Source organism: Micromonospora globbae, assembly GCF_036184225.1.
Classification (GTDB): Bacteria; Actinomycetota; Actinomycetes; order Mycobacteriales; family Micromonosporaceae; genus Micromonospora; species Micromonospora globbae.
On the sequence record NZ_CP108084.1, the window covers coordinates 1,207,237 to 1,221,490 of the forward strand.

Sequence of the window (14,254 nt, forward strand, 5' to 3'; positions counted from 1 at the left end):
CGTGAAGATCGCCGCCGCTGACGTCATCGTCACCAGCCCGGACCGCAACTTCGTCACCCTGAAGATCACGACCGACGACGGGCTCACCGGCCTGGGTGACGGCACCCTCAACGGGCGGGAGCTGTCGGTCGCGTCGTACCTGCGCGACCACGTCGTCCCGCTGCTGATCGGGCGAGACCCGCACCGCATCGAGGACACCTGGCAGTTCCTGTACCGCTCGGCGTACTGGCGACGCGGCCCGGTGACCATGGCGGCCATCGCCGCCGTGGACGTGGCCCTGTGGGACATCAAGGCCAAGGCCGCCGGCATGCCGCTCTACCAGTTGCTCGGCGGGGCGTCGCGCACCGGCATCATGGCGTACGGCCACGCCTCGGGCCGGGATCTGCCGGAGCTGTTCGACTCGATCCGCCGGCACCTGGAGGAGGGCTACCGCTCGATCCGGGTGCAGACCTCGGTGCCCGGCATCAACGCCGTGTACGGGGTGGCCACCCAGCCCAGCGTCGACGGCAAGCGCTACGACTACGAGCCGGCGCAGCGCACCCCGCTGCCCGCCGAGGAGGACTGGGACACCCGCGCCTACCTGCGCCACCTCCCCGGCGTCTTCGAGGCCGTCCGCAACGAGTTCGGCCCCGAGCTGCCGCTGCTGCACGACGGGCACCACCGGATGACCCCGATCCAGGCCGCCAAGCTCGGCAAGGCGCTCGAACCGTACGACCTGTTCTGGCTGGAGGACTGCACCCCGGCGGAGAACCAGGAGGCGCTGCGCCTCGTCCGCCAGCACACCACCACGCCGCTGGCCATCGGCGAGGTCTTCAACACCGTCTGGGACTACCAGACGCTCATCCGGGAGCAGCTCATCGACTACGTGCGCTCCGCGGTCACCCACACCGGCGGGATCACCGCGATGCGCAAGCTGCTCGACTTCGCCGCCCAGTACCAGATCAAGTCGGGCATCCACGGCCCCACCGACATCTCCCCGGTGGGCATGGCCGCCGCACTGCACCTGGACCTGGCCATCCACAACTTCGGCATCCAGGAGTACATGAAGCACGGCGCCCTCACCAACGAGGTCTTCCGGCAGTCGTTCACGTTCACCGACGGCTACCTGCACCCGGGTGAGCAGCCCGGCCTCGGCGTCGAACTCGACGAGGCGGCCGCCGCGAAGTTCCCGTACGTGCCGGCGTACCTGCCGTTCAACCGGCTCAAGGACGGGACCGTCCATGACTGGTGAGCGCCACCCGACCCGCCACGTCGTCGTGATGGGCGTGTCCGGGGCCGGCAAGACCACGGTGGCGCGGGGGATCAGCGAGGCGACCGGTCTGCTCTTCGCCGAGGCGGACGAGTTCCACACGCCGGCGAACGTGGCGCGGATGCGGGCCGGCGTGCCGCTGGACGACGCGGCCCGGTTGCCGTGGCTGCGGGATCTCGCGGCGTGGATGGCGGCGCGCGGCGCGGAGGGCCGGTCGACGGTCCTGGCCTGCTCGGCGTTGCGGCGGTCGTACCGGGACGTCCTGCGCGCGGGTCCACCCTCGGTGGACTTCGTGCACCTGGACGGGTCGGCGGAGGTCATCCGGGAGCGGATGTCCCGCCGCACCGGGCACTTCATGCCGGCGAGCCTGCTCGAGTCGCAGATCGCGACGCTCGAACGGCCGCAGCCGGACGAGTCGGTGCTGGTGCTGGACGTGGCGCTGAGCCCGGAGGAACTCGTCGCGGCGGCGGTGGAGGGGCTCGGCCTGCCCGCCGTGAACCCGGTGGGGGAGCGGTAGCGCGGGAAACGTCGGTGGCGGTCGCTACGGTCGTCGTGTGGTGACCGTCGCCGACGTCCGGGCCCTGGCCCGGACGCTGCCCCGCAGCAGCGAACACCTGATCCGCGACCGGGTGAAGTTCCGGGTCGGGTCGATCGTCTACGTGGCGTTCAGCCGCGACGAGGCGACGATGGGCTTCGGCTACCCGAAGGAGGAGCGCGACGCCCTGATCGCCGCCGAGCCCGACCTGTTCTTCCTGCCCCGCCCGTCCGACCTGCGCTTCAACTGGGTGTGCTGCCACACCTCGCGGCTCGACCACGCGTACATGACCGAGCTGGTGACCGAGGCGTGGCGGATGTGCGTGCCGAAGTTCCTGGCCCGGCAACGGCTCGGCGCCTGACCGGCGCCGCCCGCACTACCCTCAGGCGGGCCGGACGGCGATCGCGCCGGCGACGGTGCGCAGGATGAGACGCAGCACCTCGTGCCGCGACGCCCCCATCTCGCCCTGGTACGCCCAGCCCGCGTAGAGCTGGGACCAGATGAGGCTCTGCACCCAGTCCGCGGGCAGCGCCGGGTCGATGGTGCCGTCCCGGTACCCCCGCTCGACCATGGCGGCGAACTCCGGGTCGCACCCGGCCGGCTCGGCGTGCTCCGGGTCGCCGGCGCCCAGCGCCGCGTTGAACACGACCGAGAGCACGTTGCCGAGGTCGAAGTACTCCTGGCAGAGGCGCTGGACGGCGGAGGCGCCCGTGCCCTCGGCGAGCCGGGCCGCGGCGGTCGCCCGCGCGAGCCGGGCGTCGGCCTCGGCGCCCACGGCCTTCAGGAGGTCGGCCCGGTCGGCGAAGTACCGGTGCAGGGTGGTGCGGCCGACGTCGGCGGCCGTGGCGATGTCGCCCAGCGAGGCCGCCGGGTTGCGGCCGAGGACGTCGATCGCCGCGTCGATGATGGCCTGCCGGGTCCGCGCCCGGCTGCCGGACACCTGCGCCTCGGTCACCGGACGAGGATAGCAATGCGCTGATCCGGTAAACCGCTTGCCCGAAACGGAACACCGATGTTCCAATCAGGGTCATGCCGTCCTCCGCACCCGCCGCCGTCCTGCCGCGCCTGCGGCTGCTCCTGTCCTTCCTCGCCCCGCACCGGGCCACGATGCTGCTCGGGCTCGTGCTGGGTCTCGCCGCCAACGCGGCCGGGCTCGCCACGCCGATGGTCACCAAGTGGGTCCTCGACACCCTCGGCGCCGGGGAGTCGATGGCCCGGCCGATCGGGGCGCTGCTGGCGCTCGTCGTGGTCGGCGCGGCCATCACCCTGTGGCAGTGGCGCCTGCTCGGCACGCTCGCCGAGCGGATCGTGCTCGACGCGCGGACGGCGATGATCACCCGTTACTTCCGGGCGCGCCTGGCCGAGCTGCAACGCCGCCCCGGCGGCGAGCTGGTCACCCGGGTCACCTCGGACGCGGCCCTGCTGCACCAGGCGTCCGGCAGCATCGTCGGGCTGGTGAACAGCGCCATCGCCCTGCTCGGCACGCTCGTGCTGATGGGCGTGCTGGACCTGTTCCTGCTCGGCTGCACCCTCGCGGCGGTGGCCGTCGTCGCCGCGATCATGGGTGCGCTCCTGCCGTCCATCGGCAAGGCGACCACGGCCGCCCAGGAGTCGGTGGGGCGCCTCGGCGGGACGCTGGAGGGCGCGCTGCGGGCCATCCGGACCGTCAAGGCCAGCCGGGCCGAGACTCGGCTGGGCGCCCTGGTCGTCGCCGAGGCCCGGGACGCGGCGGCGCACAGCGTCCGGGCGGCCCGGACCGCCGCCTCGGTCTGGACGATCGCGTGGACCGGCATCCAGCTGGCCGTCATCGTGATCCTCGGCATCGGCGCCTGGCGCGCCCAACGCGACCTGCTGGAGATCTCCAGCCTCATCGCCTTCCTGCTGTACACCTTCCAGCTCATGGGGCCGATCAGCGAGTTGACCCAGAACGTCACGGCGTTGCAGGCCGGCATCGCCGCGGCCGGGCGGATCCGCGAGGTCGACGCCATCGGGGTCGAGGCCACCGCGCCGGTCACCGCACCGGTGCCGGCGCACCGTACGGCGGCCGACGCCGGCGGACCGATCCTCGCCCTGCGCGACGTCACGGCCCGGTACGGGCCGGACGCCCCACCCGCCGTCCGCGGCGTCACCCTGGAGATCCCCCGGCGGGGGCACACCGCCATCGTCGGACCCTCCGGCGCCGGCAAGACCACCCTCTTCTCGCTCGTCCTCCGCTTCCTCGAACCCGAACACGGTCAGCTGCTGCTCGACGGCCGGCCGTACGACAGCTACACCCACGACCAGGTGCGCGCCCGGCTCGCGTACGTCGAGCAGGAGACCCCCGTCGTGCCCGGCACCATCCGCGACAACCTGCGCTTCGCCCACCCCGACGCCACCGACGCGGAGATCCGGGAGGTGCTGCGCGCCGTCCGCCTCGACGACAAGGTCGACTCGCTGCCCGACGGCCTCGACACGCCGCTGGCGTCCACCGAGGTCTCCGGCGGGCAGCGACAGCGCATCGCACTGGCCCGGGCGATGCTGCGCACCCCGGACGTCCTGCTGCTGGACGAGGCGACCGCCCAGCTCGACGGTCTCACCGAGGCGGCCCTGCACGAGTGCATCCGCCAGCGCGCCGCGGCCGGTGCCGTGGTCACCATCGCCCACCGGCTGTCCACGGTGCTCGACGCGGACCGGATCGTCGTCCTCGAGGAGGGCCGCATCCGGGCGCGGGGCACGCACGCCGAACTGCTCGCCGGCGACGACCTCTACCGCAGGCTGGTCCAGGCGTTGCGCATCGCCGCCGAGCAGGACGTGGCGACCGCCGCGGCGCCCTAGCCCCGCCCGGCCGGGGCCGCGTCGTCGTGCGGTCGCACCCGGCGCGCCCCGGTCCGTCGTACTCGCCGTCGCCGGCGTGCCCCGCGCCGGCGGTGCGGGCGGGGGCCACATCGGAGCGCCGGCCGGCGCCGGAACGTAGGGAAACACCCGATTCCCCGGGGCCGGCGTCGCCGTAGCGTCGGCCCATGACCCGAGGAGCCGCCCTGCGCAAGCTTGGATCGGTCGTCGTCACCGTGGTGCTGCTGCTCGCGACGGGGGCGTGCGACGCGGGCCCGCCCGCCGGCCCCGGCGACGAGGATCCGTGGAGCGAGACGGCCCTGCGGTACGGGCTGGCGCCGGCCCCGCACCCCGACGTCACGCTGCAGCCCGACGTGGTGATCGTGGGCGGCGGCGGCCGGTCGATCCGGTCGGTCACCGCGGACGGGCTCACCTGGCGCATCGACGGCAGGGCCGACCGCGCCGACGAGGTGACCGTCGGCAAGGTCATGTTCGTGACCGGCCGCGGCGTCGGCCGGGTGCTGCACGTGCAGCGGGACGGCGGCGACCTGCTCGTGACACTCGGGCCGGTGACGCTCACCGAGGTGATCCGGGACGGCACGTTCGTCAAGGAGGGGCTGCGGCTCGAGAACCCCGTCCTCTACCAGGCCGGGGAGCCGTTCTGGGCCGACACCGACAAGGCCCCGACGGCGACGCCGTCACCGGGCCGGTTCGGCAGGAGCGTCCCGCTGCGCGCGGCCCCCGCGGTCCCGGCGCCCGCGCGGCCCGCGCAGCCCCCGCCGACCCGCGACCGGGAGGCCCGCGCCGTCGCCGCCAACTTCTCCCACGGCGTGAGCTTCAGCGACGGCGCCGACGTCAGCTTCCACTACGACCGTGGCGGGCTGAAGTTGAGCGGGCGGGCGACGCTCACCTTCAAGGCGCCGAACGCGGACTTCCACCTGAGCATCCGCGGCGGCAAGGTGACGCGGGCGGAACTGGAGGTCACCGGCGGGTTCGGCATCCGGGTGTCGTTCGAGGCGGGGATCCAGGGCGGGCAGAACATCAAGGCCGACCTTCCGCTCCCGGTCGAGGCCGGCTTCCCGATCGGCACGGTCCTCGGTGTGCCGCTCACGCTCACGATCGGCCAGACGCTGAAGGTCAAGACGGCGTTCGGCGCCAAGGCCGGCACCATCAAGGGCTCGGGGGAGTTCTCCCTCGCGGGATCGCTCGGGTATGGCTACGCCAACGGCAGATGGGGTCCCCGCGTCACCGAGAACGTGAAGCGCAAGAGCAGCCTCATCGACTCGCTCACCGGCGTCCCCGTCGGCGTCATGGGCCTGCTCATCGAGCACCGCGTGAAGTTCACCGTCGGGTTCAACGCCTTCGTGTTCAAGGCCGGCGTCTTCTTCGAGCTCAGCACCGCGTACGGCACCACCCTGGGGTCGGCCCTGGGGGCGGTCGGCACCCTCGGGTCGCACTTCGTGGAGTGCCGCGGCGTCGGGCTCGGGGTGTGGGGGCGGTACGGCGTGGGCTACAGCATCCTGCAACCGGTGGTCGACCTCATCAACGAGTTCCTGAGCCTGATCAAGGTCAAACCCATCGCCCGCGAGAACAAGATCGGCCCGCCCCCGTTCGAGATCTGGAGCAAGGAGGAGATCACCCCACCGGGCACCAAGCTGTGCGGCACCCCGAAACCGTCGGACTGAGCGGCGTCGGGACCGGCCCGGTCAGGGCTCGACGAGGCGGGGGGTGACCGGCCGGAAGGTCACCGGAGCGCCGGGCCCACCGCCGGCCCGCGACCGGTACGCCGGCACGCCCACGCAGGTGAACAGCAGCGCCGCGAGATCGTCCGGCTCCGCCAGCAGTGCCGGCACCTCCGCGTCGACGAACGTCATCCCGGAGGCGCTGGCCCCCAGCGCGTACGCCGCGAGGTGGAGCCGGCCCTCCACGAGCCCGGCGGCGAGCTGGGCGTCCCGGTAGCCGCGGTCGTCCATTCCGGACAGCGGCGTGGCCGCCACGACGACGTACGCCGCGTCGGCGGCCAGCCCCTGGTGGAGACAGACGCGCAGCAGGTCGTCACGCAGGTCCCCGCCGCGGCGGGGCCGGGACAGGTCGGGCCACCGGTAGATGCCCGGCGCCACGCCGTCGACGCCGTGGACGGCGACCCAGTGCGGCACGCGCACCCCGCGCAGGGCGGCGGCCAGCGGCCACTCCAGCACGGTCCGCGACACCGTCCGGGACCGGTCCATGAGGCGCTGCGAGCCGCGGCGGCGGACGACCTCGTCCAGGGACGCCGACGGCGGCACGTCGGTCAGGGCGGGCGCCTCCGGCCAGGGTCCGCCGAGGACGTCGCGCTCACCGGCGCGTTGCGCGGCGGTGCAGAGCGGCAGCTCGACCGGGGGCAGCTCGCCGGGCACCGCCGGGCCGGCCGGCCCGATCGCCGGCTCGCCGTCACCGAACGAGAGCAGGGCCAGCGGGTACTCGTGCACCCCGTCCGCACCCACGAGCCGGCGCACCGTGGCGTCCGGGAAGAGCGAGCGCAGCCGCGGCGCGAGGCCGGCGCTCGCCGCGGCCGCGGAGAGCTGGGAGAGCAACGTCCCCGCGTCCCAGTAGAGGTGCCGCCATCCCCGCTCCGCGTAGCGCCACCCGGTCCGCCACGGCACACCGGTCACGACGATCGTGGTGACCGTTCCGGTGGCGGCGGGGGCGACCCGGACCAGGGCGTGCCGCACCGGGTCGTACCAGTGCACCCCGTCCGGGACGCCGGCCACCCCGCGCGTGCTCGCGTACACCTCCAGCGGGAAGCGGCCGCCCGCCGATCCGGAGGCGCGGAAGAGGAACGTGCGACCGTCCCGGACGGCGGTGCGCACGACGCCGGCGCCGAGGAAGAGCACCCGGCCGAGCTGGGCCGCGTCGACGGGCCGCGCGGGGGACGCCGTGCCGGCGAGGACGGCCGTGGCGGACACCCCCGGATCCGGCAGGTCGCGGGGGAGGTCGACCACGGGCAGCCCGTCCGGGTAGCTCTTCACCGGTGGGGGCAGCGTGGCGGGGTCGTTCGGGACCAGGTCGTGACGCACCCGCGGGTCGTCGGCGGGCACGTCCCACTCTCGACCGGGCACGTACGAGGTGAGGCGGTGCAGCAGCCCCGCTCCGGATTCCAGGTCCATGCGGCCATCCTGCCAGCGCGCGTGCGCCGGGGCTGGCCCGGGGACGGCGGCGCCCTCCCCGGACCAGCGTCCACTCACGCAGCGGCCAGGCTGAACCGCTGCTTCACGGAGTCGATCTCGACGATCCGGGCCCGGACCCGCGTGCCGACCGGCCAGGACCGCTGCGGCGCCAGACCGGTGCAGCCCTCAGCCTCGACGAACGAGCCGAACGGCAGCCGCTGGGTCACGACGCCGTCCACGACGTCACCGACCCGGTGCCGGGCGGCGAACTCCTGCCAACCCATCTCTCTCACCTCCTTCCGTCACGAGCGGCGGGACAGCACGTCTCGTGACGGGGCGGGCCTCTGGCCCGCGAGGTGTTCAACCGGCGGCCGGGTGTCCGTTCTGTGTACGGCGCGAGGCCGACCCGGCAGTCATGGGCGGATCATACCGCCGCGCCGGAGCGTGAGGTGGATTACCTTCGCCCCGCACGGGAATGAGACGCGCCGCGAGCGGTTGCTGCCAGGTGTGATCACCGCATCGACACCCGCCGCCGTACGCCCCGAGCCGGGGGAGCGGCCGTGACCGCCGCCGTGGAAGCCGCGCCCCCGACGCCCGGTGACCTCATGAGCCCCGGGCAACGCCTGCGCCTCGTCCTCGTGCTCGGCTCGCTGATCGCGATCGGGCCGCTCACCATCGACATGTACCTGCCCGCGCTCCCGGACATCGCCCGGGACCTGCACACCACGTCGGCGGCCGTCCAACTGACACTGACCGGCACCCTCGCGGGCCTCGCCGTCGGCCAACTGCTGATCGGCCCGCTGTCCGACGCCGTGGGACGGCGGGCTCCGCTGCTGGCCGGCGTCGCGCTGCACATCGTGGCGTCCGTGCTGTGCGTCGTCGCGCCGACGATCACCACGGTCGGCGTGCTGCGGCTGCTGCAGGGACTCGGTGTGGCGGCCGCCTCGGTGGTGGCGACGGCCGTCGTGCGGGACCTGTTCGACGGCGCGGCCTTCGCCCGGCTGTTCTCCCGTCTCATGCTGGTCATGGGCGTGGCGCCCATCCTCGCCCCGACCCTCGGCAGCGGGCTGCTGCGCTGGTCGGACTGGCGGGGGGTGTTCGTGGCCCTCGCGGTGTTCGGCGTCGTGCTGGTCGCCGTGGCGGCGTTCGGGCTGCCGGAGACCCTGCCGCCCGCGAGCCGGCGACGCGGTGGCGTCGGGGCGACCGCCCGCGTGTACGCCACCCTGCTGCGCGACCGCACCTTCGTGGGGCTCGTCCTGGTCACGGGCCTGGCCATGGCGGCGCTTTTCGCGTACGTCGCCGGGTCGTCGTTCGTGTTCCAGGAGCGGTACGGCCTCGACGAGCAGCAGTTCGGGCTGGCCTTCGGCGCCGGCGCGGTCGGCCTCATCGCGGCGACCCAGCTGAACGTCCGGCTGCTGCGCCGGTACACCCCGCAGCGGATCCTCGTCGCCGCGCTGGTCGTGGGCACGGCGGCGGGTCTCGTGCTGGTCGCCGTCGCCGCCACCGGTTTCGGCGGTCTGGCGTCCGTCCTGGCGTCGTTGTGGGTCGTCCTCGGCGCGGCGGGACTCGCCCTGCCGAACGCGCCCGCCCTCGCCCTGACCCGGCACGGCGAGGCGGCCGGCACCGCCTCGGCGTTGCTCGGCGCCGTGCAGTTCGGCGTGGGGGCGCTGGCCGCGCCCCTGGTCGGCGCGCTGGGCAACGGGGGCGTCGCGATGGCGGCGGTGGTGGCCGGCGGCATGCTCGCGGCACTCGGCGTCCTGGTCGCCGTCGTGCGACCGGCGCGGCTCGGCGAGATCGCGCCGTCGGCGGTCGCCGTGGTGGCGCACTGACGACAGGAGCGCCCGCCCGTCGTGGGAGCGCCGGTTCGCGGCGGATCCTCTAGGCTGCGCACGACGACACCGGCCGATCGAGGGGAGACGATCGTGTCGCACACCGGCACCGAGACCGTGGGCGAGGAGATCCCGCCGTCGGGAGTGGACGCGTCCATCCCGCACTCCGCCCGGGTGTACGACTGGTGGCTCGGCGGGAAGGACAACTTCGCGGCCGACCGGGCCATGGGCGCGGCCCTCATCCAGGCGATCCCGACGCTGCGCACGATGGCGAAGGAGAACCGCTCGTTCGTCCACCGGGTGGCCCGCTACCTGGTGGGGGAGGCGGGCGTGCGCCAGTTCCTCGACATCGGCACCGGGATCCCCACCCGCCCCAACCTGCACGAGGTCGCGCAGGCGGTGGCGCCGGAGACCCGCGTGGTCTACGTCGACAACGACCCGATCGTCCTGGCGCACGCCCGGGCGCTGATGATCAGCACCGAGCAGGGCCGCAGCGAGTACATCCACGCCGACCTGCGCGAGCCGGAGAAGATCCTCGCCGATCCACGCCTCACCGGGACGCTCGACCTCGACCGGCCCGTGGCGCTCACCCTCATCGCGGTGCTCATGCTGCTGCGCGACAGCGACGACCCGGCGGGCAGGCTGCGTACGCTCATGGAGGCCCTGCCCTCCGGCAGCTACCTGGCGATCACCCACCCGACGGGGGACTTCAACCCCGCCGAGATGGACGCGGCGGTGGCCGCGGCCACCCAGGGGCACATGACGCTGGTGCCGCGGACCCGCGCCGAGGTGGAGCGGTTCTTCGACGGGTGGGAGCTGGTCGACCCGGGTGTCGTGCCGGTCATGGCGTGGCGGCCGGAGAGCGAGCCGGAGGACCCGCACGCCGCCTACTACTGGGCGGGTCTCGCCCGCAAGCCGTGAGGTGTGCCGGCGCCGCCGGCGGGTACCCGCCCGATCCAGGGACGACCCCGGGGAGGCGCGGATGGCGACGGAGGCGCCGGACTACTTCCGGCCCGAGCACGGCATGGTGCTCACGCACCTGCTGATCGTGCGGGACGTGGACCGTTCGCGGGAGTTCTACGAGCGGGTCCTGGGCGCGACGGTGGTGCGGGAGCGGCGACCGGCCATCCTGCGCTTCCACAACAGCTACATCGTCATCAACGACGAGGGCGGCCCGACCGACGACAAGCCGAGCGTACGGGCGCAGGCCCCGGCGGACCCGGACGTGCTGAGCGGCGCCATGAACGTCCGGGTCACCGACGTCCGCGCGGTCTACGAGCTGTGGTGCTCCCGGGGCGGGGAGTTCCTCACCGAACCGAAGGACCACGGTGTGGAGATCCGCTGCTACCTCCGGGACCCCGACGGCTACCTGATCGAACTCGGTCAGGGCACCGGGATCCTCGCCGAGGTCGACGCCGGCTGAGGCGCCCGCCGGGCGCCCCGGACGGCCGGAGCGGCGCGTGATTGGCGGCTCTCCGGCCGTCCTGATGCGGTCTGGGATATTTTCGCACTGTTGGACCGGGTGCCGCCGGCGGCAGAGCGGAGAGAGACCATGCCAGGGGGGACACCGTCGCGGCGCCGCCCGCCCCGGCCGCTCGGCGTGCCCGTGCTGGCGCCGGTGCCGGCCGGCTGGTGGCTCGACGGTGTGCTGCTCGCCGCGCTGGCCGGGCTCACGGCGGCCCTGGTCTGGTGGCGTCCGCTGCTGGACCTGGACATCGCCGTACGCGACTGGTGCGACGCGCGCCGGCCCCCGCCGGTGTCGGGGATCATGTGGTTCTTCGACCACCTCGGCCAGGGCGGCATCCTCACCACGGTGACCGTCGCGGTGTCGTTCTGGCTGGCCTGGCGGCACCGGTCCGTGCGCCCGATCATCCCGGCCGGGCTGGCCCCGATCATCAGCACGGTGCTGATCGTCGGCCTCAAGCGGTGGACCTCGCGCGGCGCCCCGCACCACGGGTCGGTGGAGATGTTCAGCGACGGCTGGGAGGAGTACTACCCCTCCGGTCACGTGAGCAACGGCATCGTCTACTACGGGGTGCTGGCCATGCTGCTCGCGCCGTACCTCCCCGTCCTCGTCCGCCGGGTCCTGCAGTGGCTGCCCGGCGTGCTGACCTTCATCGGCACCACCTACCTGGGCTACCACTGGCTCACCGACAGCATCGGGGGCTACCTGCTGGGCCTGCTGATCGTGCGGCTGCTGCTACGGGTGCCGTGGCGGACGATGCCGCTGCCCCGGTGGCTGGACCGGTCGGCGGTCCGCGAGCGCCCGGGGTCGACCGGGTGAGCCGCGGGGGAAGGGACGGCGATCGCCGTTCCCGCCCGCGCGCCGTGTGCCAGACTCGATACGGCGCGAGGGCGTCGGGCGGTCGGGCACCCGGGCAGGGTGCCCCGTCCGGGCCGTACCGGCCCCGTCCCGCCGTCCCCTCCGGTGCGGGTCGCCCACCCAGGCTCAGGAAGGGACATCGTCGTGAAGTACCACGAGTTCGTCGCCGCGGTACGCCAGCGGGGTGAGTACGGCAGCGCGGCCGAGGCCGAGGACGTCATCCGTGCCGTGCTCGGCGTGCTCGCCTCGCGCCTCACCCCGGACGAGGCCCACGACCTCGCCTCCCAGCTGCCGCACGGGATCGCCGAGATCCTGGAGGAGGCGGGGGAGCCGACGCGGCAACTGTCGGTCCAGGAGTTCCTCCAGCGCATCGCCGCCGGAACCGGCGCCACCACGCGGACCGCCGAGTGGGACGCCGGCGCCGTGCTGTCGACCGTCGCCGACGCGATCACCGACGGCGAACTCAACGACCTCATGACCCAGCTGCCGTCGGGCTACGCCGCCCTCTTCGGCAACCCGGCCTGACGACGGCGGCCGCCCCGTCGCCGGGGCGGACCCGCCGGTCAGGCCCGCTCCGGTACGACCTCCCCGGCCCGCGCCTCGGCGTGCTCACCGACGAGCGGGTCGGCCTCGGCGTACCCGGTCTCGTCGGCCGGCGCCCCGTGCCGGGGCATCGGCTGGTGCGCCTCCGCCTCCACCGCGGGCGGCTGCGCCTCGGCGACCTGCGGCGCCACCTCGGCGACCGGCTGCCCCGCCTCCGCGGCCGGCTCTCCCGCCTCCGCGACCGGCTGCTCCGGCCGCGGGCGCCCGGGCACCTCCGCCGCCCGCGGACGCTCCGGGTCCCGCGCCACCACCGGGTACTCGGCGGTCGCCGCGCCACCGGCCGCCGCGGCCATCACGGCGGCCGCCGCCAGGTCGGCCACCCGCTTGGCCTCGCGCTGCACCCGGGCACGGACCTCCTTGGCGTGCCGGTCGGCCGAGTCGGCGGCCCGGCGCGCCTCGTCGAGGCGCTCCGCCTCGGCCGTGAGCTCCTGCCGGACCTCGACCAGGCGCTGCCGCGCCTCCGCGAGTTCCCGCTCGGCCGCCTCCTGCTCCCCGCGCGACTCGGCGAGCTGCTGCCGTGCGGCGTCCAGCTCGGACTGCAACCGGGACAGCGCCTGCTGGTGGGCCGAGATCTCCTGCTGCACCCGGGTGAGCTGCTCCTGGTGCGCGGCGGCCTGCTCGTCCGCCCGTTGCCGCACCTCGGTCGCGTACTGCTGGGCCTCGGCGATGAGCGAACCGATGGTCTGCTCGGCCGCGCTGCGCTGGCCCGCCACCTCCCGCTCGGCGGCGGCCCGCTGCTCGGCGATCTCCTGCTCGGCGGCGGCCCGGCGCTCGTTGATGTCCCGCTCGATGTTGGCCTGCCACTGGGCCAGCTCCTGCTGGCTCTTGGACCGGGCGGCCTGCAACTCCTGCTGGATCTGCGTACGCGCGGCCCGGGTCAGCGCCTCGGACGCGGCCCGCGCCTGCTCGATCTGCTGGGCGCTCTGTTCGCTGATCCGCTTCGCCTCCTGGCGGGCGCGCTCGTGGGCGGCCTCCCCCTCGGCCCTCAGCTTCTCCGCCGCCTCGCGGATCTCGGCGAGCTCGGCCTCGGCCGCGGTGCGCCGCTCCTCGTACGCCTTCTCCTGCTCGGCACGGCGCGCGGACAGCTCCTCGTCGAGGTCCTGGAGCGCCCGGGTGGCCCGCTCCCGCGCCTCGGTGAGCGTCCGCTCCGCCTCGGCCCGCAGCTCCGCCGCGTGCTGTGCCGCCGTGTCGGTGATGACCCCGGCCTGTTTCTCGGCCAGGGCGAGGATCTGGTCGACCATCGGGCCGAGGTCTCGGAACGACGCCCGGTCCGGCTGCGACGGGCGCTGCCGCAGCTCGGTCACCTCCGCGTGCAGCTGCTGCACCTGCGCGGTCAGCTCCCGGACCTGCCCGGCCGCCCGTTCCCGCTCGGCCCGCGCCGTCGCGAGCTGGGCGTCGAGGTGCTCGACGTACCGGTCGACCTGCCGCTTGTCGTAGCCGCGCAGCGTCAGCTCAAAGGTGGGTCGCGAGGTGCCGTCCTCGCGTACCGCGAACGGCTCAGCGCCGATGGACATCCGCCAACCTCCGTACGGTCCTGCGGCCCCCACGGGCCATGGGATCGCGCAACGCTACCGCCGCGCGGGGGCGGTGTGTCGTCCCGGCCCGGCCATCGCCGTACGCGCGACCGGCCGCTCGCGCTGCGTCACCGCACCGGCCCGGTGCGGACGGTTCGTGTGGTGCGCGGCGAGCGCCATCGCCCGGCCGCCGGGTGGGGGCATGATGGGGGCCGGTGCCGTTCACCCGGAGCGTCCGCAGCGG

Annotated in this window: 14 protein-coding genes; 10 read left to right on the top strand and 4 right to left on the bottom strand. The window is 74.4% G+C overall.

What is annotated here, in order from left to right; translation table 11 throughout:
• Window position 1: 1 nt before the first annotated feature.
• The 3 genes from manD to OG994_RS05355 are packed head-to-tail and all read left to right on the top strand — an operon-like array spanning window position 2 to window position 2,145.
• Window positions 2–1,231 carry a D-mannonate dehydratase ManD gene (gene manD / locus OG994_RS05345; protein WP_120326393.1) on the top strand — a complete coding sequence of 410 codons (1,230 nt, stop codon included), beginning with the start codon at window positions 2–4 and terminating at the stop codon, window positions 1,229–1,231.
• The gene (locus OG994_RS05350) at window positions 1,221–1,766 is read left to right on the top strand and encodes a gluconokinase (RefSeq protein ID WP_120326392.1); all 546 of its coding nucleotides are present in this window, start codon (window positions 1,221–1,223) and stop codon (window positions 1,764–1,766) included. The genes manD and OG994_RS05350 overlap by 11 nt, the downstream gene beginning before the upstream one ends.
• 37 nt (window positions 1,767–1,803) lie before the next feature.
• On the top strand, window positions 1,804–2,145 hold the full coding sequence (locus tag OG994_RS05355) for an MmcQ/YjbR family DNA-binding protein (RefSeq protein ID WP_328852394.1): 342 nt from the start codon (window positions 1,804–1,806) through the stop codon (window positions 2,143–2,145).
• Between the two features lie 21 nt (window positions 2,146–2,166).
• On the opposite strand, the gene OG994_RS05360 is transcribed toward OG994_RS05355, so the two are convergent.
• Window positions 2,167–2,739: a TetR/AcrR family transcriptional regulator gene (locus OG994_RS05360; protein WP_328852395.1), complete on the bottom strand. Its 573-nt coding sequence runs from the start codon at window positions 2,737–2,739 to the stop codon at window positions 2,167–2,169.
• 74 nt (window positions 2,740–2,813) lie between these two features.
• On the opposite strand from OG994_RS05360, the gene OG994_RS05365 reads away from it, so the two are divergent.
• Both OG994_RS05365 and OG994_RS05370 read left to right on the top strand, forming a co-directional pair.
• Window positions 2,814–4,598: an ABC transporter ATP-binding protein gene (locus OG994_RS05365; RefSeq protein WP_328852397.1), complete on the top strand. Its 1,785-nt coding sequence runs from the start codon at window positions 2,814–2,816 to the stop codon at window positions 4,596–4,598.
• 185 nt (window positions 4,599–4,783) lie between these two features.
• The gene (locus tag OG994_RS05370; protein WP_328852398.1) at window positions 4,784–6,280 is read left to right on the top strand and encodes a hypothetical protein; all 1,497 of its coding nucleotides are present in this window, start codon (window positions 4,784–4,786) and stop codon (window positions 6,278–6,280) included.
• 21 nt (window positions 6,281–6,301) lie between these two features.
• On the opposite strand, the gene OG994_RS05375 is transcribed toward OG994_RS05370, so the two are convergent.
• Window positions 6,302–7,741, bottom strand: a complete 1,440-nt coding sequence (locus tag OG994_RS05375) for a nitroreductase family protein (RefSeq protein ID WP_328852399.1) — start codon at window positions 7,739–7,741, stop codon at window positions 6,302–6,304.
• 74 nt (window positions 7,742–7,815) lie between these two features.
• Window positions 7,816–8,025 carry a hypothetical protein gene (locus OG994_RS05380; RefSeq protein WP_120326387.1) on the bottom strand — a complete coding sequence of 70 codons (210 nt, stop codon included), beginning with the start codon at window positions 8,023–8,025 and terminating at the stop codon, window positions 7,816–7,818.
• A gap of 321 nt (window positions 8,026–8,346) precedes the next feature.
• Here OG994_RS05380 and OG994_RS05385 point away from each other — a divergent pair, with 321 nt between their 5' ends.
• From OG994_RS05385 to OG994_RS05405, 5 genes are all read left to right on the top strand, one after another.
• Window positions 8,347–9,570: a multidrug effflux MFS transporter gene (locus tag OG994_RS05385; RefSeq protein WP_406109188.1), complete on the top strand. Its 1,224-nt coding sequence runs from the start codon at window positions 8,347–8,349 to the stop codon at window positions 9,568–9,570.
• 117 nt (window positions 9,571–9,687) lie between these two features.
• A complete protein-coding gene (locus tag OG994_RS05390) occupies window positions 9,688–10,491 on the top strand; it encodes an SAM-dependent methyltransferase (protein WP_275670802.1) in 804 nt (267 codons plus the stop codon).
• Window positions 10,492–10,552: 61 nt separating this feature from the next.
• Window positions 10,553–10,993 (top strand): VOC family protein, encoded by a 441-nt coding sequence (locus tag OG994_RS05395; protein WP_328852401.1) that lies wholly within the window; start codon window positions 10,553–10,555, stop codon window positions 10,991–10,993.
• 129 nt (window positions 10,994–11,122) lie between these two features.
• The gene (locus OG994_RS05400) at window positions 11,123–11,854 is read left to right on the top strand and encodes a phosphatase PAP2 family protein (RefSeq protein WP_328852402.1); all 732 of its coding nucleotides are present in this window, start codon (window positions 11,123–11,125) and stop codon (window positions 11,852–11,854) included.
• A 183-nt stretch (window positions 11,855–12,037) separates the two neighbouring features.
• Complete coding sequence (locus tag OG994_RS05405; RefSeq protein WP_120326384.1) at window positions 12,038–12,418, top strand: DUF2267 domain-containing protein; 381 nt, start codon at window positions 12,038–12,040, stop codon at window positions 12,416–12,418.
• Between the two features lie 38 nt (window positions 12,419–12,456).
• Here OG994_RS05405 and OG994_RS05410 read toward each other — a convergent pair whose 3' ends face one another.
• Window positions 12,457–14,010, bottom strand: coding sequence for a coiled-coil domain-containing protein (locus OG994_RS05410; RefSeq protein WP_328852403.1), 1,554 nt, complete (start codon window positions 14,008–14,010; stop codon window positions 12,457–12,459).
• Between the last annotated feature and the right edge of the window lie 244 nt (window positions 14,011–14,254).